Below are 23,032 nucleotides of genomic sequence, written 5' to 3'. Positions count from 1 at the left end.
TCAGCCTGCGGGTTCGGGTTGCGGGACGGTGCGTAGATAGGGGGTGTGCGTCGTCAATCCGCACCCCGAGACCGAGCTGGAATCTTGCGGGACGGTGCGTAGATAGGGGGTGTGCGTCGTCCAGCCCGCGGGGAACAGCGCCTTCGCGGCGGCGTCGTCGAGCGAAGGTGCGATGATGACGTCGTCGCCCTGTCGCCAGTTGGCGGGCGTCGCGACCTTGTGCGCGTCGGTCAGCTGGACGCTGTCGATGACGCGCAGGATCTCGGCGAAGTCGCGCCCCGTCGAGGCGGGATAGGCGAGTGTCAGCCGGATGCGGCGTGCGGGATCGACGAGGAACGCCCCGCGCACCGTCGCGGTCTCCGACGCTTGCGGGTGGATGAGCCCGAGCAGCGAGGCGACGCGGCGATCCTGGTCCGCGAGCAGCGGGAAGTTGAGCGCGGCCCCCTGCGTCTGCGCGATGTCGCCGGCCCAGCGCACGTGGCGGTCGAGCGAGTCGACCGAGAGGCCGAGCACCTTCACCCCGCGCCGGTCGAACTCCGGCTTCAGCCGTGCGACCGCGCCGAGCTCCGTGGTGCAGACCGGGGTGAAATCCGCAGGGTGCGAGACCAGCAGGACCCAGTCGGCGCCCGCCCACGCATAGAAAGACAGCGGCCCGATCGTCGAATCCTGTGTGAAATCGGGTAGGGTGTCGAACAGCCTCAGCGTCATGGCATGTCTCCGGTTGACCTGCCTGCATACTCTACCGATACGGTGGGATATGAGCCGAAGAATATGTTGAGGCCGCCCAACGGCGCCTTGCCGTCCCGCGTCCGGGGCGTCGTCGCAGTGCTGCCGAGCGCGTGGTGGCTGGACACCGGAGTATGAGGTCGCGGGATCGCAGCCGGCCTTCGCGGCGAATCAGAAAAACTGTTTCGCCGCCCGTCGCGTCGGAGATCATGCTGTCGTTCGGCGGACCTTTGCCCGGGAGAACTCGATGACCCTCGCAGCCATGATCGCGGATCGTCCCACGCTGATCTCGCTCGTCCCCGATGCGGACGCGCCGCTGTTCGCGCGGATGTTCGGCAGCGCTCCATTCCAGGGCGCGCGGCATATCGCAATCGGCGAGGAGACTGCGGCGCGGCGCGCGGTGCTGGCAGCGCGGATCGATGCGGCGGTGGCGCAGGCGGAGCGGCGGGTGGTGATCGTCGCGCACGGGATCGGCTGCAACGCGGCGGCGTGGTGGGCGCGGCTGTCGCCCCATGATTATGTGTCGAAGATCGCAGGGGCGATCCTGATCGCGCCTGCCGCCCCGGCGACGCGCGTGTTCGCCGCGCCGCGCTGTGCCCTGCCATTCCCTTCGGTCGTGGTCGGCGCGGCGGATGATGCGCAGGCGCGCGAATGGGGCAGCCGCGTCGTGGCGTCGCCGGTCGCGCTCCCCGCGCACCGGACGGGCGGGCTGGTGAGACGCTTCACCGCGGCGGTCGTCGCGCGCGAGGTGCGGACGGCGGAGGCGTTGATGGGGCTCGCCGCGGACTGGTGAGCGCCCGGGTGCACGCGAGGGCGTGACCCGGGCGACGGCTTTGCCTATATGGCATCGCCCGGCCTGCCGCCGGGGTTACGCTAAGCAAAGGCCCGTCATGTCCGCCCATCCGGCTGAGTTGTTCCGCATCACGCTGCCCGACGGTTCCGTCCGCGAGGTTGCGCCCGGGACTACCCCCGCGGACGTCGCCGCCGCGATCGGACCGGGCCTGGCCAAGGCGGCGCTGGCGGCGCGGATCGACGGGCAGGTGCGCGACCTGACGCGGCCGTTCGAGGGCGATACGCAGCTGGCGCTGGTCACCGCGCGCGACGAGGCGGATGCGCTGGAGCTGGTGCGCCACGACCTGGCGCACGTGATGGCGGAGGCGGTGCAGCATCTGTTTCCCGGCACGCAGATCACCTTCGGCCCGGCGACCGACGATGGCTTCTACTATGACTTCGCGCCTGCCGAGCGGCCGTTCACCGAGGACGACCTGCCCGCGATCGAGGCGGAGATGCGCGCGATCATCGCGCGCAACGAGCCGTTCACGCGCGAGGTGTGGACCCGCGAGCAGCTGATCGAAACCTGGCAGCGTCAGGGCGAGACCTTCAAGGCCGAATGGGCTGCCGAACTTCCCGACGGCGAGGAACTGACGATCTATCGGCAGGGCGCGTGGCTCGACATGTGCCGGGGGCCGCACATGGTGTCGACGGGCAAGCTCGATCCGCAGGCGTTCAAGCTCACGCGGGTGTCCGGCGCCTATTGGCGCGGCGACCAGAAGAACGCGATGCTCAGCCGGATCTACGGCACCGGCTGGCTCAACAAGAAGCAGCTCGACCAGCACCTGTTCCGGCTGGAGGAGGCGGCCAAGCGCGACCATCGCAAGATCGGCGCGGAGATGGACCTGTTCCACCTCCAGTCCGAAGCGCAGGGGAGCGTGTTCTGGCACCCCAAGGGCTTCGTCCTGTGGCGGCAGATGGAGGCGTATATGCGCCGCCGGCTCGACGCGGCGGACTATGCAGAGGTGAAGACCCCGCAGTTGATGGACGCGCGCCAGTGGGAGCAGTCCGGCCATTGGGGCAAGTATCGCGAGAACATGTTCGTCGTGCCCGACGAGGTGCCCAATACCGAGGAGGAGGGTGCGGTCCTGTCGGGCGAGGGCGACCTGATGGCGCTCAAGCCGATGAACTGCCCGGCGCACGTCCTGATCTTCAAGCAGGGGATCAAGAGCTATCGCGACCTGCCGATCCGCATGGCGGAGTTCGGCTGCTGCCACAGGAACGAGCCGCACGGCGCGCTCCACGGTATCATGCGCGTCCGCCAGTTCACGCAGGACGACGCGCATATCTTCGTGCGCGAGGACCAGCTGGTCGGCGAAGTCACGCGGTTCTGCGAGCTGCTCGACAGCGTGTACAAGGACCTGGGGTTCGACGACTATGCCGTGAAGCTGGCGTTGCGCCCGGAAAAGCGGTTCGGCGACGACGCGATGTGGGACAAGGCGGAGGAGGAGCTGCGTCAGGCGGTCCACGCCTCCGGGCTGAGCGACGCGATCAAGGCGAAGTTCGAGGAGCTGCCCGGCGAGGGGGCCTTCTATGCGCCGAAGCTGGAATTCCACCTGACCGACGCGATCGGGCGGACGTGGCAGGTCGGCACGATTCAGTCGGACCGTGTGCTGCCCGAGCGGCTCGACGCGTCGTACATCGGCGAGGACGGCAACCGCCACCGCCCGGTGATGCTCCACCGCGCGATCCTGGGAACGTTCGAACGCTTCATCGGCATCCTGATCGAGCATCATGCAGGGCGCTTCCCGCTATGGCTGTCGCCGGTGCAGGTGGTGGTGGCGACGATCGTGTCGGATGCGGACGACTATGCGGGCCAGGTTGCGGATGCGCTGCGCAAGGCGGGGCTGCGCGTCGAGACGGACCTGCGCAACGAGAAGATCAACTACAAGGTGCGCGAGCACTCGCTGGCCAAGGTGCCGGTGATGCTGGTGGTTGGCAAGCGCGAGGCCGAGGAAGGCAAGGTCGCGGTCCGGCGGCTGGGGAGCCAGGCGCAGGAGATCGTCGACCTCGCCACGATCGTCCCGCGTCTTGCCGAAGAGGCGCGCGCACCCGATATGTAAGTCCGGTTCCCGTGGGCCGCGTTTTGCGCTATGGTCACGGACACAGGTCTATTTTCGAAACAACCAGGAGCAATACCCATACGTCCTCCCATGATGCGCCGGCCAAACCAGGCGCCGCCGATGAACGGTCCCCGTTTCAACGAGTGGATCGTCAGCCCCAAGGTTCGCGTGATCGACCATGAGGGCGAGAATCTCGGCGTGATGTACACCCGCGAGGCGATGGAGCAGGCGCAGGAGCTGGGCCTCGACCTGGTCGAGGTGTCGCCCAACGCGGATCCGCCCGTCGCCAAGTTCCTCGATGTCGGCAAGTTCAAGTACGAGGCGCAGAAGAAGGCGAACCTCGCGCGGAAGTCGCAGAAGACGCAGGAGATCAAGGAGATCAAGATGCGTCCGAACATCGACGACCACGATTACGACACCAAGATGAAGAAGATCCACGAGTTCATCGGCGAGGGCGACAAGGTCAAGGTGACGTTGCGCTTCCGCGGGCGCGAGCTGAGCCATGGCCAGCTCGGCATGGCGGTGCTCCAGCGCGTGCAGGTCGACACGACCGAGGTCGCCAAGGTCGAGGCGTATCCGCGCATGGAAGGCCGGCAGATGCTGATGGTGCTGTCGCCAAAGTAATTTTCAGCCCGTCATCGGGAACCGGAAAGCGCTTGCACTTTCCGCAAGCGGAAACCCGTGGATGACGTAGCGTCAAGAGCCCGCCCCGCTGGTGCCGCGGCGGGCTCTTTGTTGCAGCTTTGCGACACCCCCATTCGAAAAGTCGATGCTGCGTTCGAAAAACCTGTATTTTCACGCCTGCGGTCGTATCCGGCCTCTCAATACCGAAAATTCGAATTGCAAAAATTCGAAGTGGGAGAGAGTCGTATGCGCAAGTCCGCCCTTCTAATGTCCGCCGCCGCGATCGCCGTCGCTGCCAGCCCCGCCCATGCCCAGACCGACGCGGCGACCACGCCCGTCCAGGCACAGCAGGCGTCGCCCGCCACCGCCAATGCCGCGACCACCGGGCAGGTCGACGAGACCGCGGCGCCCGCCGACGACTATACCAATGCCGGCGACATCGTCGTCACCGCGACCCGCCGGTCCGAGCGGTTGTCCGACGTGCCGATCGCGGTGAGCGCGGTGAGCCAGGAGACGCTGCAGAATTCGGGCGCGAACGACATTCGCGGGGTCGCGCAGCTGGCGCCGTCGCTGATCGTGTCGTCGACCGGCAGCGAGGCGAACGCCTCCGCCCGCATCCGCGGCATCGGCACCGTCGGCGACAATCCGGGCCTCGAAAGCTCGGTCGCGGTGTTCATCGACGGGGTGTATCGCAGCCGCACGGGCTCGGGCCTCAACGACCTGGGCGAGGTCGACCGGATCGAGGTGCTGCGCGGGCCGCAGGGCACGCTATCCGGCCGCAACGCCAGCGCGGGCGCGATCAACATCTATACCAAGGCGCCGTCGAACACCTTCGGCGGTTATGGCGAGGCGACGTACGGCAACTACAACAATGTCCGTGTCGCGGGCGCGGTGACGGGGCCGGTCATCAAGGACGTGCTGTCGTTCCGCCTCGACGGAATCTATGCGCGCCGCGACGGCTTTCTGTACGACGTCGTCAACAACACCGACTATAACGACCGCAACCGCTATTTCGTCCGCGGCCAGCTGCTGTTCGAGCCGTCGAGCGACCTGACGATCCGGCTGATCGGCGATTACAGCCGCCGCGACGAGAAGTGCTGTGGCGCGGTCTATGTCGACTTGCGCGAGAAGACCGATCCGACACCGGGCGTCCCCGGCGACTTCGCGGTGGCAAGCAGCAACCGCATCGTCGACCTGATGACCAGCATGGGCGCGGTGTTCCCGAGCGCGGGCGATCCGTACAACCGCCGGATCGCGAACTCGCCGGGCCGCGCCTATTCGAACATCACGAAGGATTATGGCGGATCGATGCAGATCGACTATAATCTGGGGGGCGCCTCGCTGACCTCGATCACCGCGTATCGCGAATACAAGTCGGGCGGGGCGGCCGACATCGATTACGGCAATCTCGACATCGGCTACCGCGCCGACGACGGCAACAGCTTCCGCCAGTTCCACACCTTCACGCAGGAACTCCGGTTGCAGGGCTCCGCGCTGGGCGATCGCCTCAACTGGCTGGTCGGCGGCTATTATTCGAAGGAAGACCTGCTCGTCCGCGACAACCTGAAGTTCGGGACGCAGTACGGCGCGTTCGCCGCGTGCCGGATCGTCGCGACGATCAATCCGGCGGCGGCGCTGCGTAATCCGGCGGCGGCGGGCTGCCTGAGCGCGGCGGGGCGTGCGACGCTGACGGGCGCGTTCGGCGCGGCGGCGCCGCTGATCCTGTCTGGGATCGACCGGCTGTCGACGGTCAACAATGTCGGCGATCAGCGTTCCGACTATTACCAGAACAGCGAGAACTACGCGTTCTTCACGCACAACATCCTGAAGGTCACCGATACGCTGAGCCTGACGGGGGGCCTTCGCTGGACGCACGAGCAGAAGAAGTTCACCGGCGCATTCAACAACAACAATTCGATCTGCCCGACGCAGCAGGCCGCACTCAGCCCGCTGCTGAGCAACGCCGCGCTGGCCGCAATCACTGGCGGCATCATCACGCTGACCTGCACCGGCAATTCCTCGACGGCGCTCAACGCGCTGTCGCTGAACGACAAGTTCTCGGAAAGCCAGCTGACGGGGACCGGCGTCGTCTCGTGGAAGCCGGTGGACCAGGTGATGCTCTACGCCAGCTATTCGCGCGGCTACAAGGCGGGCGGGTACAATCTCGACCGGTCGGACCTGACCGCGAACGTGTTCGCACCGCCGACGAACGCGAGCGTAACGCGGCTCCGCTTCGACCCCGAACTGGTCAACAGCTATGAGGCGGGCGTGAAGTTCCGCAGCCGCAGGTTCACCGCGAACGTCGCGGCGTTCCGCTCGGACTTCAAGAACTTCCAGCTGAACACGTTCAACGGCACCAACTTCGTCGTCCAGAATATCGGCAGCTGCGACCAGTCGCTGAACGGCGCGGATGCCGACAACAACGCGGTGACGGGCGCATGCGCCGGCAAGGTGGGCACGGGCGTTCGCAGCCAGGGCGTCGAGGTGGAGCTGGGCTTCTATCCGGCGCGCAACTTCGCGGTGAGCGCGGGCTATACCTTCGCCGAGACGAAGTTCCGCAACAACCTAGTCGGCAGCGCATCGGGCGAGGCGCTCGATCCGGCGCTGTTCCTGCTGCCGGGCAGCTTCATGTCGAACGCACCGGCGAACGTCGTGACCACGTCGGTCAGCTGGACGCCGGAGATCGGATCGTCGGGGCTGTCGGCGCTGGCCTATGTCGACGGGCGCCTGTCGAGCGACTACAATACCGGCTCGGACAAGTTCCTCGAGAAGCGGCAGGACAGCTTCTTCGTGATGAACGCGCGTATCGGCCTGCGCGGACCGGATCAGAAATGGGCGCTGGAGCTGTGGGCGCAGAACCTGCTCGACACCAATTACCAGCAGGTGGCGTTCAACGCGCCGTTCCAGGGCGCAGGCAGCCTGGGGCAGGTGCTGAAGTTCGGGTCGCCCTCGTTCGCGGCGGCGAACCAGGTCTTCAGCTCGTTTCTGGCCGAGCCGCGGACGTACGGCGTGACGCTGCGCTCGCGCTTCTGATTTCGGTCTAGGCCCAAAGCTCCGTTCGGGCTGAGCCTGTCGAAGCCCTGTCCTTCTTACTCCGCGGTTGGAGAAGAAGGGCAGCACCCTTCGACTGCCTGCCAAGGCAGTCGCTCAGGACAGGCTTCGACAAGCTCAGTGCGAACGGGTTTTTGTGTCGGGGGTTACGCCGCCAGGTCGATCGCGGTGCCCGAGGCGGCCGCCAGCAGCCGCTTTTCGAGCGACCGCAGGCGGGTGGCCGAGGCGATCTTGTCGCCCGTCAGATCGGTCAGGTAGAACACGTCGACCGCGCGCTCGCCATAGGTGGCGACATGTGCGGAGTGGATCGTCACCTTCGACTGGAAGAGCGCATTGGCGAGCTGGTTGAGCAGCGCGGGCCGATCGCGCGCGTTGACCTCGACGACGGTGAAGCGGTTCGACGCCTTGTTGTCGACCAGTACGTTGGGCTCGATCCGGAACGCCTCCGCGCGGGTGCGGGGCAGCGGCTTGGCCTGCAACCGGTCCGCCAGCTTGCCGCGATTGGCGAGTGCGTCCTCGATCGCTTCCTTGAGGCGCGCGACCTGCGCGGCTTCGTCGAACGGGCGGCCGAGCGGATCCTGGACGAGGAAATTGTCGAGCGCCATGCCGTCGCGCGTGGTATGGATCCGCGCATCGATGATGTTGCCGCCCGCGACGTGGATCGCGCCCGCGATTCGGTAGAAGATGCCCGGATGATCGGCCGCGTAAACAGTGACGAGCGTCGCGCCGCGCTGCGCATAGACCTGCGCGTCGATCGCGAGCTGCGCGTCGCCGATCCGCGTGACGAAGCGCGCGTTGTGCGCCAGCACGTCCTCGGGCTCCGCGATCCAGTAGGGCTCGGGCATGCGGCGGACGTAGCGCGCGAGCGCGGCCTCGTCCCACGCCATCGCGGCGGCGAGATTCTCCTGCTTCGTCAGCACCCGCTCGCCGCGCCCCTTCTGCTTGTGGCCGAGCCGGAGGACCTCCTCCGCGCTTTCGTAGAGGTCGCTGAGCAGCTGGCGCTTCCAGCCGTTCCACACACCGGGGCCGACCGCGCGGATATCGACGACGGTGAGTGCGAGGAGCAGGCGGAGCCGCTCCGGGCTCTGGACGATCGCGGTGAAGTCGAGGATCGTCTTGAAATCCGACAGGTCGCGCTTGAACGCGGTGGCGGACATGAGGAGGTGGTAGCGAATGAGCCATGCCACGGTCTCGGTCTCCGCGGCGGACAGCCCGAAGCGCGGACACAATTTCTCCGCGACCGCGGCGCCCAGCACCGAATGGTCGCCGCCGCGTCCCTTGGCGATGTCGTGGAGTAATACCGAAACGTAGAGCGCGCGGCGCGACACGACCTGGTCGAGGATCGCGGTGGCGAGCGGATGATCGTCGATCAGCTCGCGCTTCTCGATCCGCGCGAGCAGCCCGATCGCGCGGATCGTGTGCTCGTCGACGGTGTAGTGATGGTACATGTCGAACTGCATCTGCGCGACGACACGGCCGAAATCGGGAACGAAGCGGCCGAAGACGCCGGCTTCGTTCATCCAGCGCAGGACGAGTTCGGGATCGCGCGGGGAGGTGAGCACGTCAAGGAACAGCGCATTGGCGCGCGGATCGGCGCGGTAATCATCGACCAGCTTGGCGTCGCGCGTCGCGGCGCGCATTGCGAGCGGGTGAATCTCGACGCCGTGGAGGTCCGCGAGCTGGAAGATCTCGATCAGCCGCACCGGATCGTCGGCGAAGAACCCGTCCGAGGGCAGCGCGAGGCGCCCGCGATCGAGGACGAAGCCGTTCAGCCGGCGCGGGCTGCGGCGCAGCGTCGGCAGGCCGAAGCGGCGGCCGCGCGCGGCGAACTTCTCGTCGAGATGCGCGAGGAAGACGCCGGTCAGCGTGCCGACCGCCTTCGCCTCGAGGAAGTAGAGCTGCATGAACCGCTCCACCTGCGACTTGCCCGGGCGGTCGCTGAACCGCATCCGCTCCGCGATCTCGCGCTGGTAGTCGAAGGTCAGCCGGTCCTCCGCGCGGCCCGCGAGCGTGTGGAGGTGGCAACGGACCGCCCACAGGAAATTGTCAGCGCGGTGGAACTGGCGATATTCGGCCTTGGTGAACAGCCCGGCCTCGACGAGTTCGGCGGCGCGCTGGACGTCGTAGACGTACTTGCCGATCCAGAAGAGCGCGTGGAGATCGCGCAGCGAGCCCTTGCCCTCCTTAACGTTGGGTTCGACGACGTAGCGCGTGTCGCCCATCTTGCGGTGGCGCGCGTCGCGTTCGGCGAGCTTCTCCGCGATGAAGGTGCGCTCGGTGCCGTGCTGGACCTCCGCCTTGAAGCGGCGCGACGCCTCGTTGTAGAGCGACTGGTCGCCCCAGACATAGCGGCCCTCGAGCAGCGCGGTGCGGATCGTGATGTCGCCCTTCGCCTGGCGGACCATCTCGTCGAGGCTGCGGCTGGAATGGCCGATCTTCAGCCCGAGGTCCCACAGCGCATAGAGCATCGATTCGATGACCTGCTCGCTCCACGGCGTCTGCTTCGAGGGGGTGAGGAAGCCGATGTCGACGTCCGAATGCGGCGCCATCTCGCCGCGCCCATAGCCGCCGACCGCGATCAGCGTCAGCCGCTCCGCCGCGGTCGGGTTCGCCTTGGGATGGAGCCGCTCGACGGCGAAGTCGAACAGCAGCCGCAGCAACTGATCGACGAGGAACGCCATCGCGCTGGCGGCCTCCAGCCCGCGCGAGGGATGCGCGAGCAGGCGACGCGCGATCTCCTCGCGGCCGGCGTCGAGCGCGTCCTTGAGAAGGAGCGTGCCTGCGCGGCGTAGCGCGGCGCGATCGGCGAGGTCGAGCGCGGCGAGCGCATCGGCGAGCGCGCGCCGATCGACGATCGCGCGGCGGTTGGGGAGATGGTCGAAGCGGGCGGACATGGCGCTCCCTTGCCACAGCGAACGCGCAAGCGCGACAGGGTCAGCCGTCGCGGGTGAGCGCCTTCAGGCGATAGAGCGTATCGAGCGCCTCGCGCGGGGTGAGCGCGTCGATGTCGAGCGCCTCGACCTCGGCGCGGATCGCATCGCAGGCAGCCTCCTCGACGACCGCGGCGGCGGCGAACAGCGGCAGGTCGTCGAGCCCTGCGGCGAGCCCGCCGGTCTTCGCCCTGCCGGCTTCCAGCTTGGCCAGAACGGCCTTGGCGCGCGCGACGGTCGCGGGGGCCATCCCCGCGAGGCGCGCGACTGCGAGGCCGTAGCTGCGGTCGGCGGGGCCGTCGGCGAGTTCGTGGAGGAGGACCAGCTCGCCCTTCCACTCGCGTGCGCGGACGTGGTGGAGGGTGAGCGCGTCGCAGCGTTCGGCGAGGCGCGTCAGCTCGTGATAGTGCGTCGCGAACAGGCAGCGGCAGCGATTGTCTTCGTGGATCGCCTCGACCACCGCCCAGGCGATCGCCAGCCCGTCATAGGTCGACGTGCCCCGCCCGACCTCGTCTAGGATCACGAAGCTGCGCGGGGTGGCCTGCGCGAGGATCGCGGCGGTCTCGACCATCTCGACCATGAAGGTGGAGCGACCGCGCGCGAGATTGTCCGACGCGCCGACGCGGCTGAAGAGGCGATCGACGAGGCCGAGCGTCGCTTTGGTCGCGGGCACGTAGCTGCCCGCCTGTGCGAGGACCGCTATCAGTGCGTTCTGGCGCAGGAAGGTGGACTTGCCGCCCATATTGGGGCCGGTGACGAGCCAGAGCCGCGACGTTTCCAAGAGCGTGCAGTCGTTGGCGACGAAACGCTCGCCGGATTTCGCGACCGCGGCCTCGACCACGGGATGGCGGCCGCCCTCGATCTCGAAACAGGCATGATCGACGAGGCGCGGGGGTGCCCATGCGCCTTCCGCGGCGCGCTCGGCGAGGGCTGCGGCGACGTCGAGCCGGGCGAGCGCGTCGGCGGTCGCGGCGACGGCCTCGCGCGCGGCGAGTGCCTGCGCGGTCAGGTCCTCGAGATGCGCGGCCTCCGCCGCCAGCGCGTGCGCGCCCGCCTGCGTGACGCGCGACGCGATGTCGTGGAGCTCGGGCGCGTTGAAGCGGACCACGCCCGCCAGCGTCTGGCGGTGGGTAAAGCCCGAATCGGCGTGCATCAGCGGGTCCGCGACCTTGGCGGGAACCTCGATATGATAGCCGAGCACGCCGTTGTGGCGGATCTTGAGCGCGGAGACGCCGGTGCGGGTGCGAAACGCCGCCTCCAGCGCGGCGATCGCACGGCGGCCGCCCGCGCCCGCGTCGCGCAGGTCGTCGAGTGCGGCGTCATAGCCTTCCGCGATATAGCCGCCCGTCGACGCCTCGATCGGCGGGGTCGCGACGAGCGCGCGGCGGAGGAGGTCGATCAACGCGCCGTGGCCGTGGAGCTTCGGCACAGTGGCGGCGAGCATCGGGGGCGGTGCGTCGATCCGCGCTAGCGTCTCGGCGAGTCGCCATGCGCCGTCGAGCCCGTCGCGCAGCTGCCCCAGATCGCGCGGGCTGCCGCGCCCCGCGACCAGCCGGCCGAGCGCGCGGCCGATATCGGGGAGCGCGCGCAGCGTCGCGCGGGTGCGTTCGCGCAAGGCCGGATCGTCGTGGAACAGCGCGACGAGCGCGAGGCGCGCCTCGACCTGCGTGCGGTCCATCAGCGGCGCGCCGATGTCGGCGGCGAGCAGGCGCGCGCCCGCGCCGGTGACGGTGCGGTCGACCGCGTCGAGCAGCGAGCCCTTGCGCTGGCCCGAGGCGGTGGCGGTAAGCTCGAGGCTCTCGCGCGTCGCGGCATCAATCGCCATCGTCTCGGCTGCCTGCGACAGCGTCGGCGGGCGCAGGAACGGGAGTGCGCCCTTGGCGGTATGGTCGAGATAGGCGACGAGCCCGCCGGCCGCGGCGAGCTCGGCGCGGCCGAACTGGCCGAACCCGTCGAGCGTCGCGACGCCCCATACGCGCCTGAGGCGCGCATCGGCGGCGGTGCTGTCGAACTCCGCCTTCGGGCGCAGCACCGTCGCAGCGTCGGCGAAGGCGCTCGCTTCCGAGGCGACGACCTCGGCCGCGGCGAGCCGTGCGAGTTCGGCGGCGACGCCGTCGGGCGTGCACGCGATCACCGCGAACCGGCCGGTCGAGACGTCCGCGGCGGCGATCGCGACATGCCCTGCGGCCTCGCCGATCGCGACGCACCAGTTGGCGGTGCGCGAGTCGAGCAGCGCCTCCTCGGTCAGCGTGCCCGCGGTGACGACGCGGACGATCGCGCGGCCGACGAGCGCCTTGCTGCCGCGCGCCTTCTTGGCCTGATCGGGCGTCTCGGTCTGCTCGGCGATCGCGACGCGGTGGCCCGCCTTGATGAGCCGCTGGAGATAGGCGGTCGCGGCGTGGACGGGGACACCGCACATCGGGATCTTCGTCCCCTCATGCTCGCCCCGCGCGGTCAGCGCGATGTCGAGCACCGCGGCGGCGATGCGCGCGTCGTCGAAGAACATCTCGAAGAAGTCGCCCATCCGGTAGAAGAGCAGGCAATCCTGTGCTTCGGCCTTGAGCGCGAGGTACTGCGCCATCATCGGGGTAGGGGCGGGGGTGGGGACGGTCATGGCGTGGCGGTCAGTTCGGGTTTCGTGCGCCGTGGTGCACGGAGAGGATCAGGACATCGCCGCCGCGGATCGCGTAGCGCAGGATGTATGGGGGCACCGTCGTCATCTCCCGCATATCGTCCTTCAATAGGCGACCGCGTCGCGGAAAATCTGCGAGGCTTTCTCCCAGGTCGAACAGGCGAAGACCGATGGTCTGTGCGGCGGCAGGATCGAATTCAGTGATGTATCGGATGATCGCGCGAATATCGTCGATGGCTTCGGTCTGCCAGACGACCCTAGCCATCCTGTTCCGCAAGCCAGTCCGGGAAATCCTTCTGGTCCGGCATGCCCCAGGTGAGCAGCCATTGGCCGACGACGATATGCTCGATGCCGGTCCCGGCCGCGTAGCTGGCCTTGGCGCGCGAGAAATCGGCTGTGTCGGGCGCGCGCCGTACGCGTGGAGACAGGCCGGTATCGTGCTTCATCGCGATACCATACCCCGCCGCGCCGATCTTGCCTAGGCGCGCACGAAAGGGCTTGCCCCTACGGCACCGCCCGGTAGGAGGTTATCGGCATGTCCGAACCCACGAACGTGCAATTCTCCGAGCGCGAGGCGCTTCTCTTCCATTCCGAAGGGAGGCCCGGCAAGATCGAGATCGTCGCGTCCAAGCCGATGGCGACCCAGCGCGACCTGGCGCTGGCCTATTCGCCCGGCGTCGCGGTGCCCGTGCAGGCGATCGCGGATGATCCGGCCAAGGCGTACGACTATACCACCAAGGGCAACCTGGTCGCGGTGATCTCGAACGGGACCGCGATCCTGGGGATGGGCAATCTGGGCGCGCTGGCGTCCAAGCCGGTGATGGAAGGCAAGGCGGTGCTCTTCAAGCGCTTCGCTGACGTCGATTCGATCGATATCGAGCTGAAGACCGAGGACGTCGACCGCTTCATCGACGCGGTCGAGCTGATGGAGCCCAGCTTCGGGGGGATCAACCTCGAGGACATCAAGGCGCCCGAATGCTTCATCATCGAGCAGACGCTGCGCGAGCGGATGAACATTCCCGTCTTCCACGACGACCAGCACGGAACCGCGATCATCACCGCCGCCGGGCTCATCAACGCCTGCCTGCTGACGGGGCGCAAGCTGTCGGACGTCAAGGTGGTCGTCAACGGCGCGGGCGCCGCGGCGATCGCGTGCACCGAACTGATGAAGGCGATGGGCGTCCGCCACGACAACGTCATCATGTGCGACCGCACCGGCGTGATCTACCAGGGACGCGACGACGTGAACCAGTGGCAGTCGGCGCACGCCGCGGTCACCGACCGGCGGACGCTGACCGAGGCGCTGCACGGCGCCGACGTGTTCCTGGGACTGTCCGCGGCGGGCGCGCTCAAGCCCGAGATGGTCAAGGACATGGCGCCTGCGCCGATCATCTTCGCGATGGCCAACCCGGAGCCGGAGATCCGCCCCGAACTCGCCAAGGCGGCGCGCCCCGACGCGATCATCGCGACGGGCCGGTCGGACTATCCCAACCAGGTCAACAACGTCATCGGCTTCCCGTTCATCTTCCGCGGCGCGCTCGACGTGCGCGCGACGGGAATCAACGACGCGATGAAGATCGCCGCCGCGAACGCGATCGCCGAACTGGCGCGCGAGCGTGTGCCCGAGGAGGTCGCGGTCGCGTATGGCGTCCAGCACAGCTTCGGCCCCGAATACATCATTCCCGCGCCGTTCGATCCGCGGCTGATGGAACTGGTGCCGTCCGCGGTCGCGAAGGCGGCGATGGATTCGGGCGTCGCGACCAAGCCGATCCTCGACATGGACGCGTACCGCCAGTCGCTGCGCGCGCGGCTCAATCCGACCACCTCGGTGCTGTCGATGGCGTATGAGGGCGCGCGCGCGCATCCCAAGCGCGTGATCTTCGCGGAGGGTGAGGAGGAAGTGGTGCTGCGCGCCGCGATCGCGTTCCGCGAGGGCGGGTACGGCGTGCCGGTGCTCGTCGGCCGCGACGATGTGCCCGATCGGCTGCGCGCGCTGGGCGTCGCGGACCCGGAGTCGTTCGAGCTGCACAACAGCCGGATCTCGCCGCTCGTGCCGAAGATGGTCGAGCTGCTCTATGCGCGGCTCCAGCGGCGTGGCTATCTGCGTCGCGACTGCGAGCGGATGGTGAACCAGGACCGCAACATCTTCGGCGCGCTGCTGCTCCACATGGGCGAGGGTGATGCGATGATTACCGGCATCACGCGCACCTATGGCGAGACGATGCGCCAGATCTATCGTGTGATCGACCCGCAAGCGGGCAAGACGCCGTTCGGCATCCACCTGCTCGTCGGGCAGAGCCACACCGTGTTCATCGCGGACACCACGGTCAACGAACGGCCGACCGCCGAACAGCTGGCCGACATCGCGGAAAGCACCGCGGCGGTCGCGCGGCGGATGGGGCACGAGCCGCGGGTGGCGTTCCTTAGCTATTCCAACTTCGGCAACCCGAAGGGCGAGTGGCTCGACAATATCCGCGACGCGGTGACCGTCCTCGACGGGCGACAGGTGGGCTTCGAATATGAAGGCGAGATGGCGCCCGACGTCGCGCTGAACCCCAAGCAGTTGGCGAACTATCCGTTCGCGCGGCTGTCCGGCCCGGCCAACGTGCTCATCATGCCGGGGCTCCAGTCCGCGCACATCTCCGCCAAGCTGCTGCGCGAGCTAGGCGGCGATTCGGTGATCGGGCCGATGCTGATCGGGATGGAGAAGCCCGTGCAGGTCGCGCCGATGACGTCGACCGCGAGCGAACTGGTGACGCTGGCGGTGCTGGCGGCGGGGGGCATCGCGCGATAGGCCGGCCGCGCGCGGCAACCATTGCGGCGTCGGCGCATTGAACCTGCCTCAGGGTAACAGGAGGCGAGTGATGCGTGTGATGGCAATGGCCGCGATGGGTGCGGCGATGATGGTGACCGGCTGTTCCGATTACGGACGTCCCGGCTACGCGAGCGACCCGTACGGCTATTCGGCGTACGACTATAACCGCCCCGATCCGGCCGCGAACGGCTATTACGCGGATCGCTATTACCGTGACGGGCCGAGCTACCGCGAGCGTCGCCTGTCGCGCAACGACCGTGTCTATGCGGGCAATGACGGACGCTATTATTGCCGCCGCAACGATGGAACAACCGGGCTGATCGTCGGCGGGATCGCGGGCGGCGCACTGGGCGCGGCGATCGCGCCGGGTGGGTCGGGGCTGCTCGGCGCGCTGATCGGTGGTGCGGGTGGTGCGCTGGCAGGCAAGTCGATCGATCGCAACAACGTGCGTTGCCGCTGAGTCCGGAACCGGGAAGGCGGTCGCATCAGCGCAAAGGCTTGCCCGAATCCTTCCAGCGATCGAGGATCCGAGACGGCGGCGGCAGGGTATCCCTTGCCGCCGCCGTCTGCGTCTTGGCGGTGCCGCTGGCGGCATAGGCGGGCAGGATCGCGACGGGCGGGGTGACCAGCATCGGCGTCAGGGTCGCCGCGATCGCGACCGGGGGCGCTGCCGGCGCGTCGAGCTTCGCATGCGGACCGGGGAGCGGCTCGCCGCCGGCATAGCGGCGCGAGAAGGCGGCGGCGGTGCCCCAATAGCCTTTCCAGCGATGGAAAAAATGCGCGCCGACCGCGTCGGTCATCACCAGCGTGCGGTTCCAGGCGGGGGTGACAGCGAAAGTGTGGTAATGCGTCGCAAGGCCCACGGGCGCGTAGACCTGCCCTGCGAGTGCCGCGCCGGCGATGCGGATCGCGCGCGCCCAGCCGGCACGTGACGGGATCCGGGCCATCGCGCCATCGCACGCGAAGCTGAACTGGCACCCGCTCGCGCGTTCCGATCCCTGGTAGACGACGCCGCATACCGTCGCTGGGAAGACGTGGTGGCGGACACGGTTCAGCACGACCTGCGCGACCGCGCGCTGGCCGTCGTCGGACTCGGACGCCGCCTCGTAGTAGATCGCGGCGGCGAGGCATTGCAGCGCGCGGCCGCGATCGGTTGCGCTAGCGCCGAGCGTGGAGAAGGCGCGCGCGGGAACGATCGTCGTCCCGACCGGGATGGTGGCGGCGGGCAGCGCGAGCGGCTCGGGTGGGAGCGCGATCGTACCGGTCGTACCTTGCGCCGGGGAGGCGTTGTCGGATGTGGGGACTGCAACGATTGGCGCGGGGCTCGCTGCGCTCGGGGCTGGGCGGGATATGACCCTGGCTTGCGACACGGGCACGCGATCGATCATCGCGAAGGCGGATCCGGTCGATACTGCGACACCTGCGATGACGATCGCCAGCACCGGCCAGCGAGTCCGCCCCCGCGCGGCGCGCAGGGCGGCGCGTTCGCTGGGATGGAGGGCGGGTGCGGTCATTGGCGTCGGGTCTCCGGTGCGCCCTGTCGGCGCGCAGCCCGCGCGTAGCGTATCAGGGTTGACGATTTGAGCCCCCGAACGGCGGGCGTGCCGGTTCGGGACGGATGGGACGGGCGTCAACCTTTTGGTCGTGACGTCACCCCGGATTCTATCCGGGGTGACGAAGTGTGGCGGGGGTGGCGCGCCTTACTTCAACGCAGGCGTGTCCAGATCGAGCGCCGCCACCGGGATCACCTCGACTGCCGGATAGGCTGCGCGCAGCGCCGGCAGGAACGCCTTCGCGTCGCCGACCACGACGATGCTCGCCGACTTCGGATCGAGCCAGCGTGCCGCGACGCGCTGGACCGTGGCGGCGTCGACGCCGTTCACCTTGCCGGTGAACGCCGCGATCTCGCTCAGCGGGACCTGCTGGACGATAGTGTCGCCGACGATGCCGGCGATGCCGTCGGTCGTCCCGATCGTACGGCCGAACCCGCCGATGATGACCGCCTTGCGCGTGTCGACCTCATCCTGCGTCGGCGCGGGCGACTGGCCCATGCGTGCCATCTCCACAGCGATCAGTGACACGACCTCGGCCGCGGAGGCGTTCTTGGTCGAGGTGGTGGCGGAGACGGTTCCGGGGAGGCGGCGGGCCTGCACCGAGCTGCGCGCGCCGTAGGACAGGCCACGCTTGATGCGGATTTCCTGATTGAGCCGAGAGGTGAAGCTGCCGCCCAGCAGCGTGTTTGCCACCTGAAGCGGATAATAGGCGTCGTCGCGGCGTGCGATGCCGGGGCGGGCGAGGACGATGCCGGCCTGCGCGGCCTCCGGCATGTCGACGACGATGACCCGGGGGGCCGGGGGGGCGATCGCGACGGGCTCGGCCGGAGCGGGGCCGGACGCCTTCCACGCGCCGAAGTCGCGCTCGGCGATCGCTTTCGCCCGCGCGGGCGTGACGTCGCCGACCAGGACGAGCGCGGCGGTGTCGGGACGCCAGGTGCGCGCGTAGGCGGACTGGAGATCGGCGCGGGTGATCGCCTTGAGCGAGCGCTGCGTGCCGTCGATCGGTGCGGCATAGGGGCCGGAGCCGCCCACCGCACGGGTGGCCACCAGACCCGCGAGCTGGCCGGGATCCTTGATCGTCAGCTGGACCGCGTCGACCGCCTGCGCACGGGCGCGTTCGATCTCCTCCGCGGCGAAGGCGGGGTGCTGCGCGACGTCGGCGAGGATCGCGATCGCGGGCGCGAGCTGGTCCGACTTGACCGTCAGGTCGACGCTGGCCCCGTCTCGGCTGGCGCTGGCGTCGATCGCACCGCCGAGCGATTCGACCGCGCGTGCGATCTGCGTCGCGGAGCGGGTGGCGGTGCCCTTCGTCATCAGCGCGGCGGCGAGGCTGCTGGTGCCCGCGCGCGTATCGAGCGCCGCGCCCCCGGACGCGACGAGCGCGGCGGTGACGAGCGGCAGGTCATGGCGCTCGACCGTGACGACCCGCAGGCCGTTGGCGAGCCGCGTCTCGACGGGGACGGGGAGCGTCGCGGCCAGCGGTGCGGAGGGTGCGGGGGGGAGAATGCGCTGCGCGTCAGGCGCAGGCGTGACGATCGCCACGTCGGCGGGCGCGGTCACCGGGCGGGTGACGACGGTGGGCGCGACCGCGATGGCGTCGCCCTTCGCTGCCTTGGCGGCGTCGGCAGGGAGGTAGCGGATCGCGACCGCGGCGGTGTCGACCAGATATTTGCGTGCGACGCGCTGGACGTCGGCCGGGGTGACGCGCGCGATCGCGGCGAGCTGCGCGTCGAATGCGCGGGGATCGCCGTCGACGATGACCGAGCTGGCGAGCGCGCTGGCTTTCCCTTCCGCGGTCTCGACGCGCTTGAGCGAGGCGGTGAGGAGCTCGTTCTGCGCTTCCTTCACTTCGGCGGCGGTGGGGGCGGCGTCCCGGAAGCGCGCGACTTCCTTGCGCAGCGCGGCCTCGCCCTCCGCGACGGGCTTGCCGCCTGCGACGATCGCGAACGCGACGAGGTTGCCGGTGCCCTGCTTGGTATCGAGGAACGCCTCCGCCGACTGCGCGAGCTGCTGCTTGTAAACGAGACTTTCGTAGAGGCGGCTGCTCTCGCCTGTCGCGAGGATCGCGCTCAGCACCGACAGCGCGGGAGTGTCGGCATCGCGGTCGGCGGGGACGGGCCAGGCGAGCAGGATCGCGGGCAGCGGCGTGTTGGGCTCGTAGACGGTATAGGCCTTGGCGGCGGTGCGCGCGGGTTCGGCGACGGTCACGCGCGGGATCGCGCCCGCGGGCTTGGCGATGCCGGCGAAGTAGCGATCGACCCACGCGTCGAGCTGCGCGGGATCGAAATTGCCCGAGACGACGAGGATCGCGTTGTCGGGACGGTAGAAGGTGGCGTGGAACGCGCGGACGTCGTCGATCGTCGCCGAATCGAGATCGGCGATGCTGCCGATCGTGCCGCGTGCATAGGGATGCACGGCGTAGGCGGCGGCGGGATAGTAGAGCGAGAACAGCTTGCCGTATGGCCGCGCGAGCGTGTTCTGGCGAAGCTCCTCCTTCACCACGTCGCGCTCCGAGGCGAAGGACTTCGCCTCGACGACGAGGCTGGCCATCCGGTCGGCCTCCGCGAACAGCAGCCGCTGGAGGTGGTTGGCGGGGACGACCTCGAAATAATTGGTGTAGTCGTCGCCCGTCGAGGCATTGTTGTAGCCGCCGACATCTTCGGTCAGCCGGTCCATCTGTTCGGGGACGAGATTGCGCGTCGCCTTGAACATCAGGTGCTCGAACATGTGCGCGAAGCCCGAGCGGCCGGTGGGATCGTCCTTCGACCCGACATCGTACCAGACCTGCACCGCCACGTTGGGCGTCGTGGTGTCGCGGATCGCATAGACGCGCAAGCCGTTGGCGAGCGTGCGCGTGGTGAACGCGATCGGTTTCGCGGCGGGTGCGGGCGTGGTGGTCGGGACGGTCTGGGCGCTTGCCGCAGCCGGGATCGACGCGGAGGCGAGGAGGGCGGCGGCGAGGATGCGCATGGAGTGGATCAGGCCTTCTTGCCGCGATTGGCGAACAGCACGGCGGCGGCGACCGCGGCGGAGCCGATGCCCACGCCGATGATCTTGCCCGCGTTCCAGCGGCTGGCGCGCGCGGCTTCCTGGGCCTTCGCGGCGCCGGCCTCGCTGGCCTTCACCGCCTCGGCCTCGCGCAGGATCTCGTTGTCTTCGTTCACGCTTACTCTCCCTTGCCTTGACGATAGCGCGTCCGGAACCCGTCCGCGAACGTCTTCAACGCGCCCGCGGCGATCGCCGCGCGCAGGTCCGCCATCAACGCCTCGTAGAAGGCGATATTATGTTCGGTCATCAACATCGCGCCCAGCATCTCGCCCGCGCGGACGCAGTGGTGGAGATAGGCGCGGCTCCATGTGGCGCAGACCGGGCACGCGCATTCGGGGTCGAGCGGCGCGGTATCCTCCGCGAATTTCGCGTTGCGGATGTTGATCGGGCCTTGCCTCGTGAAGGCCTGTCCGGTGCGGCCCGATCGCGTCGGCATCACGCAATCGAACATGTCGACCCCGCGCTCGACCGCGCCGACGATGTCGTCGGGCTTGCCGACGCCCATCAGGTAGCGGGGCTTGTCGGCTGGAAGCTGTGCCGGCGCGAAATCGAGGCAGGCGAACATCGCCTCTTGCCCCTCGCCGACCGCGAGGCCGCCGATCGCATAGCCGTCGAACCCGATATCGATCAGCGCGTCGGCGCTGGCCTTGCGCAGCCCTTCGTCGAGCGCGCCCTGCTGGATGCCGAAGATCGCGTTGTTCGCGGCGTGGACGCCGCCGTCACCGCCGTGGAACGCGTCGCGGCTGCGGCGGGCCCAGCGCATCGATCGCTCCATCGCGGCGGCCTGCACTTCGCGTGTCGAGGTCGTCGGGACGAGTTCGTCGAACGCCATCGTGATGTTGCTGCCGAGCAGGCGCTGGATTGCGATCGAACGCTCCGGCGTCAGCAGGTGGCGGGTGCCGTCGAGGTGCGACTTGAACGCGACGCCGTCCTCGCTGCGCTTCGTCAGGTCGGCGAGGCTCATCACCTGATAGCCGCCCGAATCGGTCAGGATCGGCCTCGACCAGCCCATGAAGTCGTGAAGCCCGCCCAGCCGGTGGACGCGCTCCGCGCCGGGGCGCAGCATCAGGTGATAGGTGTTGCCCAGGATGATGTCCGCGCCCGCCGCCTCGACGTCGGCGGGCTTCATCGCCTTGACCGTCGCGGCGGTGCCGACGGGCATGAAGGCGGGCGTGCGGATGACCCCGCGCTGCATCGCGATCGCGCCGGTGCGCGCGGCGCCGTCGGTGGCGGTGATCGTGAAGGCGAAGCGGTCGCTCACTTGCGCTTCCCGCCTTTTCCCTTGCCGCCGCGGTCGCGGTCGTCGCCGGTGCTGGCACGGATCGTCAGGCATTCGGCGCGGGTGACGGCGCCGTCCCGGTCGCGGTCGAGCCGGTCGAAGATCACCGTCATCCCTGCGACGAGTTCGTCGGCGGAAATCCTGTCGTCGCCGTTCGCATCGACTTCATAGGGGCTGGGCAGCGCGTTGCGGTCGCCCAGCCAGCGTTCCGCCCAGTCGGAATAGACGATGTAGCCGACGCCCCGGCCGTCGCGATCGACCGTTGCGAACGTCCGCCGCAGCCCGCGGTCCAACTCGGTGCGGGTGGTTCGCCCGTCGCCATCGGCGTCGAGCGTGGCGATCAGCATCGCGGCGGGCTCCACGACCATCGTCGCGTGTGGCTGTGCGGGGGCGGGCGGCGGGGCGGCCGCGACGGCCTGGAGCAGGAGGACGGCGAGGATCATGCGCGGGCTCCGGGGATCAGCAGCGAGGCGTCGCCATAGGAATAGAAGCGATACCCGCCCGCGATCGCATGCGCATAGGCACGCTGCATCGTCTCCAGCCCCATCAGCGCCGAGACCAGCATGAACAGCGTCGATCGCGGCAGGTGGAAGTTGGTGACGAGGCCGTCGATGCCACGGAACGCGTAGCCGGGGGTGATGAAGATCGCGGTGTCGCCCTCAAAAGGCTGGATCGCGCCGTCGGGGTCGCAGGCGCTTTCGATCAGGCGGAGCGAGGTGGTGCCGACCGCGATCACGCGGCCGCCGTTTGCGCGGACCGCGTTGAGGCGGGCGGCGGTGTCGGCGTCGATGCGGCCCCATTCGGCGTGCATGACGTGATCGGCGGTGTCGTCCGCCTTGACGGGCAGGAAGGTGCCTGCGCCGACGTGGAGCGTCAGCGTTTCGTGCGCGATGCCGCGATCGGCGAGCGCTGCCATGAGCTCGGGTGTGAAGTGGAGCGCGGCGGTGGGGGCCGCGACCGCGCCGGCCTCTCGCGCGAACATCGTCTGGTAATCGTCGGCGTCGGCGGCGTCGAGCGCGCGCTTTTGCGCGATATAGGGGGGCAGCGGCATGCGGCCCGCGCGCTCCAGCAGCAGTTCGACGGGTTCGTCGCCAGCGAATTCGAGCGCGAGGCTGCCGTCGGCGGCACGATCGCGCGCGGTGGCGGTGACGCCCTCTCCGAAGTCGACCGTCTCGCCCTCGCGCAGTTTCTTCGCGTTGCGGACGAAGGCGCGCCATCTGCGGAGCCCTTCGCGCTTGTGGAGGGTCGCGCCGATGCGGGCGTCACCGCGGCGGCCTTCGAGTTGGGCGGGGATCACGCGGGTGTCGTTGAAGACGAGGCAGTCGCCCGCGCGCAACTCGTCCGGGAGATCGGCGACGCCGCGGTCGCGCATCGTATCGCCCGCCACGACGAGCATCCGTGCGGCGTCGCGCGGACGTGCGGGACGCAGCGCGATGGCTTCGTTCGGCAGGTCGAAGTCGAACAGGTCGACGTTCAT

General features: G+C 68.8%; 17 protein-coding genes. 6 read left to right on the top strand and 11 right to left on the bottom strand.

Annotation, left to right across the window (positions count from 1 at the left end; translation table 11 throughout):
* On the bottom strand, window positions 1-708 hold the full coding sequence (locus ACV7NO_RS16240) for a peroxiredoxin (RefSeq protein ID WP_463406993.1): 708 nt from the start codon (window positions 706-708) through the stop codon (window positions 1-3).
* Between the two features lie 265 nt (window positions 709-973).
* Between ACV7NO_RS16240 and ACV7NO_RS16235 the strand changes: the two genes are divergently transcribed.
* The 4 genes from ACV7NO_RS16235 to ACV7NO_RS16220 all read left to right on the top strand — a co-directional run bounded on the left by ACV7NO_RS16235 (window position 974) and on the right by ACV7NO_RS16220 (window position 7,277).
* The gene (locus ACV7NO_RS16235; RefSeq protein WP_463406992.1) at window positions 974-1,519 is read left to right on the top strand and encodes an alpha/beta hydrolase; all 546 of its coding nucleotides are present in this window, start codon (window positions 974-976) and stop codon (window positions 1,517-1,519) included.
* Between the two features lie 97 nt (window positions 1,520-1,616).
* On the top strand, window positions 1,617-3,620 hold the full coding sequence (thrS, locus tag ACV7NO_RS16230) for a threonine--tRNA ligase (protein ID WP_463406991.1): 2,004 nt from the start codon (window positions 1,617-1,619) through the stop codon (window positions 3,618-3,620).
* A gap of 90 nt (window positions 3,621-3,710) precedes the next feature.
* On the top strand, window positions 3,711-4,244 hold the full coding sequence (gene infC / locus ACV7NO_RS16225) for a translation initiation factor IF-3 (protein WP_463406990.1): 534 nt from the start codon (window positions 3,711-3,713) through the stop codon (window positions 4,242-4,244).
* A 246-nt stretch (window positions 4,245-4,490) separates the two neighbouring features.
* Window positions 4,491-7,277: a TonB-dependent receptor gene (locus tag ACV7NO_RS16220; RefSeq protein WP_463406989.1), complete on the top strand. Its 2,787-nt coding sequence runs from the start codon at window positions 4,491-4,493 to the stop codon at window positions 7,275-7,277.
* 164 nt (window positions 7,278-7,441) lie between these two features.
* On the opposite strand, the gene ACV7NO_RS16215 is transcribed toward ACV7NO_RS16220, so the two are convergent.
* The 4 genes from ACV7NO_RS16215 to ACV7NO_RS16200 are packed head-to-tail and all read right to left on the bottom strand — an operon-like array spanning window position 7,442 to window position 13,303.
* Window positions 7,442-10,189 (bottom strand): [protein-PII] uridylyltransferase, encoded by a 2,748-nt coding sequence (locus tag ACV7NO_RS16215; RefSeq protein WP_463406988.1) that lies wholly within the window; start codon window positions 10,187-10,189, stop codon window positions 7,442-7,444.
* Window positions 10,190-10,229: 40 nt separating this feature from the next.
* The gene (gene mutS / locus ACV7NO_RS16210) at window positions 10,230-12,809 is read right to left on the bottom strand and encodes a DNA mismatch repair protein MutS (RefSeq protein WP_463407380.1); all 2,580 of its coding nucleotides are present in this window, start codon (window positions 12,807-12,809) and stop codon (window positions 10,230-10,232) included.
* A 40-nt stretch (window positions 12,810-12,849) separates the two neighbouring features.
* The gene (locus ACV7NO_RS16205; RefSeq protein WP_463406987.1) at window positions 12,850-13,122 is read right to left on the bottom strand and encodes a type II toxin-antitoxin system RelE/ParE family toxin; all 273 of its coding nucleotides are present in this window, start codon (window positions 13,120-13,122) and stop codon (window positions 12,850-12,852) included.
* Complete coding sequence (locus ACV7NO_RS16200; protein ID WP_463406986.1) at window positions 13,115-13,303, bottom strand: hypothetical protein; 189 nt, start codon at window positions 13,301-13,303, stop codon at window positions 13,115-13,117. Before ACV7NO_RS16200 ends, ACV7NO_RS16205 begins: the two co-directional genes overlap by 8 nt.
* Window positions 13,304-13,392: 89 nt before the next feature.
* Between ACV7NO_RS16200 and ACV7NO_RS16195 the strand changes: the two genes are divergently transcribed.
* Together ACV7NO_RS16195 and ACV7NO_RS16190 are read left to right on the top strand one after the other, a co-directional pair.
* Window positions 13,393-15,651, top strand: a complete 2,259-nt coding sequence (locus ACV7NO_RS16195) for an NADP-dependent malic enzyme (RefSeq protein ID WP_463406985.1) — start codon at window positions 13,393-13,395, stop codon at window positions 15,649-15,651.
* A 70-nt stretch (window positions 15,652-15,721) separates the two neighbouring features.
* Window positions 15,722-16,132: a hypothetical protein gene (locus ACV7NO_RS16190; RefSeq protein ID WP_463406984.1), complete on the top strand. Its 411-nt coding sequence runs from the start codon at window positions 15,722-15,724 to the stop codon at window positions 16,130-16,132.
* A 25-nt stretch (window positions 16,133-16,157) separates the two neighbouring features.
* Here ACV7NO_RS16190 and ACV7NO_RS16185 read toward each other — a convergent pair whose 3' ends face one another.
* From ACV7NO_RS16185 to queA, 6 genes are all read right to left on the bottom strand, one after another.
* Entirely contained in the window at window positions 16,158-17,186 is a 1,029-nt protein-coding gene (locus ACV7NO_RS16185) for a cell wall hydrolase (protein WP_463406983.1), read from the bottom strand.
* 186 nt (window positions 17,187-17,372) lie between these two features.
* Entirely contained in the window at window positions 17,373-20,198 is a 2,826-nt protein-coding gene (locus ACV7NO_RS16180; RefSeq protein ID WP_463406982.1) for a M16 family metallopeptidase, read from the bottom strand.
* 8 nt (window positions 20,199-20,206) lie between these two features.
* Window positions 20,207-20,392, bottom strand: a complete 186-nt coding sequence (locus ACV7NO_RS16175; protein WP_463406981.1) for a hypothetical protein — start codon at window positions 20,390-20,392, stop codon at window positions 20,207-20,209.
* 2 nt (window positions 20,393-20,394) lie between these two features.
* Entirely contained in the window at window positions 20,395-21,537 is a 1,143-nt protein-coding gene (gene tgt / locus ACV7NO_RS16170) for a tRNA guanosine(34) transglycosylase Tgt (protein ID WP_463406980.1), read from the bottom strand.
* Window positions 21,534-21,998, bottom strand: a complete 465-nt coding sequence (locus ACV7NO_RS16165; protein WP_463406979.1) for an EF-hand domain-containing protein — start codon at window positions 21,996-21,998, stop codon at window positions 21,534-21,536. The genes tgt and ACV7NO_RS16165 overlap by 4 nt, the downstream gene beginning before the upstream one ends.
* The gene (gene queA, locus ACV7NO_RS16160) at window positions 21,995-23,032 is read right to left on the bottom strand and encodes a tRNA preQ1(34) S-adenosylmethionine ribosyltransferase-isomerase QueA (RefSeq protein ID WP_463406978.1); all 1,038 of its coding nucleotides are present in this window, start codon (window positions 23,030-23,032) and stop codon (window positions 21,995-21,997) included. Before queA ends, ACV7NO_RS16165 begins: the two co-directional genes overlap by 4 nt.

The sequence above is a fragment of the Sphingomonas sp. Ell38C01 genome (assembly GCF_055231975.1).
This window is presented reverse-complemented; position numbering and strand designations above follow the sequence as displayed.